This window comes from Streptomyces smyrnaeus, assembly GCF_017676345.1.
Classification (GTDB): Bacteria; Actinomycetota; Actinomycetes; order Streptomycetales; family Streptomycetaceae; genus Streptomyces; species Streptomyces smyrnaeus.
Map to the genome: position 1 here is coordinate 1 of NZ_JAFFZM010000056.1, position 2,261 is coordinate 2,261.

3 protein-coding genes and 1 pseudogene are annotated in these 2,261 nt (G+C 71.6%); all 4 read left to right on the top strand.

The window, feature by feature from the left end:
• A pseudogene (locus tag JW613_RS35415) lies at positions 1–975 on the top strand (histidine kinase); the annotation flags it as partial.
• Between the two features lie 9 nt (positions 976–984).
• The gene (locus tag JW613_RS35420; RefSeq protein ID WP_099884543.1) at positions 985–1,398 is read left to right on the top strand and encodes a roadblock/LC7 domain-containing protein; all 414 of its coding nucleotides are present in this window, start codon (positions 985–987) and stop codon (positions 1,396–1,398) included.
• A 67-nt stretch (positions 1,399–1,465) separates the two neighbouring features.
• Positions 1,466–1,879, top strand: coding sequence for a DUF742 domain-containing protein (locus JW613_RS35425; protein ID WP_099884545.1), 414 nt, complete (start codon positions 1,466–1,468; stop codon positions 1,877–1,879).
• An 88-nt stretch (positions 1,880–1,967) separates the two neighbouring features.
• Positions 1,968–2,261, top strand: a 294-nt coding sequence (locus JW613_RS35430) for a GTP-binding protein (RefSeq protein ID WP_209215305.1), incomplete at its 3' end; no start/stop codon positions are given.

A 2,261-nucleotide genomic window follows, 5' to 3' on the forward strand; every position in this document is an offset into this window, starting at 1 on the left:
GAGTACGCCCAGCCGGGCAGCCCCGACGGTCCCGGGCACACCGGACAGTTCGCCCACCCGCAGGCAGGCGGCGGCCCCGGCGACACCGCGCAGTTCGCGCGCCCCACCTTCGGCGACGCCCCGGCGGACCGCCCGGCGGACGCGGAGCAGAGCCGGCCGAGCTGGGCCCGGCCCGAGCAGGGCCCCGGCGACGAGGACACCCCGCGCGGCCACGACGAGCCCGAGGGCACCGGTGAGTACCCCCGCCCGGCACACCCCGGAGCGGAACAGGGCCACCAGGGCCAGGGCCACCAGGGGCTGGGACAGGACCTCTCGGGTCCGCAGCGGTCGGGCGCGAATCCGGCCGAGGGCATACCGTCCGGCCCTCCGGCCCCCGCGGACGCGCCGACACCGATCTTCGCGTCCATGGAGTCCAACTGGTTCCGTGGTCCGAGCCCGTCCGCCCCGCAGCCGCCGGCGCAGCCGAGCCGTCCCGAGCAGGCGCACGGTGCCGACCAGGACGGCAACCGGAGCCCGCAGACCGCCCCCGGCGTCGACGGCGGCCTCGCACAGCAGCCGGCACAGGCGCCCACCCCGCGTCCGGGGCAGCCCGCCTCGGCCGTGCCTCCGCTGCCGCAGCGCCAGTCGGCGCCGGGCAGCGGCGCGGTCGGCGGTGCGGAACAGGGCGGGGCCGGTGCCGAAGCCGGTTGGGGAGCCTCACCCAACGACGAGCGCTGGCGCCGTGCCGAGCAGCTTCGTCAGCCCGCGGCAGGCGGAGTGACCACCTCTGGTCTGCCGCGCCGGGTGCCCCGCGCCAACCTGGTGGCGGGCACCGCGCAACAGCAGCAGCCCTCCGTACAGGCCGGTCCCCAGGTCTCCCGCGCGCCGGACGACGTGCGTGGTCGGCTGACCAATCTCCGTCGCGGTATCCAGCAGGGCCGACAGGCCGGCACGGACAACCGCGGCGCAGGTCCCACCTATCAGCAGGAGCGTTAGTTGAGTCCGATGAGCCAGGCTGCGCAAAATCTGAACTGGTTGATCACCAACTTCGTGGAGAACACCCCTGGGGTGTCGCACACGGTGGTGGTCTCCGCCGACGGCCTGCTTCTGGCCATGTCGGAGGGCTTTCCGCGGGACCGCGCCGATCAGCTGGCGGCGGTCGCCTCGGGGCTCACCTCGCTGACGGCGGGTGCCTCCCGCATCTTCGAGGGCGGTAGCGTCAATCAGACGGTTGTGGAGATGGAGCGGGGATTCCTGTTCATCATGTCCATCTCCGACGGGTCCTCGCTGGCCGTCCTCGCCCACCCCGAAGCGGACATCGGCCTCATCGGCTACGAGATGGCGCTCCTGGTGGACCGTGCAGGAAGCGTACTCACTCCCGACGTACGCGCGGAACTCCAGGGAAGCATCCTCAACTGATCATCACGCTCCCCCCACCTGAGCACCACAGTCCGTTCGCCGACCCCATGCCTCGCTCGGAGGAGCCATGACCCCGCCGCCCGCTTCGCACGATCCGTACGGTGTGCACAATGCGCATGCGCCGTACGGAGGTGAGGGCGACCAGCCTCTGGTGCGTCCGTATGCCATGACGGGCGGGCGCACCCGGCCGCGCTACCAGCTCGCCATCGAGGCTCTGGTGAGCAGCAACGCGGACCCGATGCAACTGCAGGGGCTGCTTCCCGAGCACCAGCGGATCTGCCACCTGTGCCGGGAGGTCAAATCGGTTGCGGAGATCTCCGCGCTGCTGGCCATCCCGCTGGGGGTGGCCCGCATTCTCGTCGCCGACCTCGCCGAGGCCGGGATGGTGGCCATCCACCAGCCGGGCAGCGCCTCGGACCCGGGCGGCGCCCCCGACGTGACGTTGCTGGAAAGGGTGCTCAGTGGACTTCGTAAGCTCTAGCCCGCAGATGGACCCCGCCGGGCGGCAGCCGACCCCGCCTGTGGGGCCGATGGGTTCCATGGGACAGACGAGCCAGCAGGGCTACGGCATGCCCGCGGCCGGACGGTCCACCACCTCCGCGAAGATCGTGGTGGCCGGCGGATTCGGCGTGGGCAAGACGACCTTCGTCGGTGCGGTCTCGGAGATCAACCCGCTGCGCACCGAGGCCGTGATGACCTCCGCATCGGCGGGTATCGACGATCTGACCCACACGGCGGGCAAGACCACCACCACGGTGGCCATGGATTTCGGCCGGATCACCCTGGACGACGATCTGATCCTGTATCTGTTCGGTACGCCGGGTCAGGACCGTTTCTGGTTCATGTGGGACGACCTGGTGCGG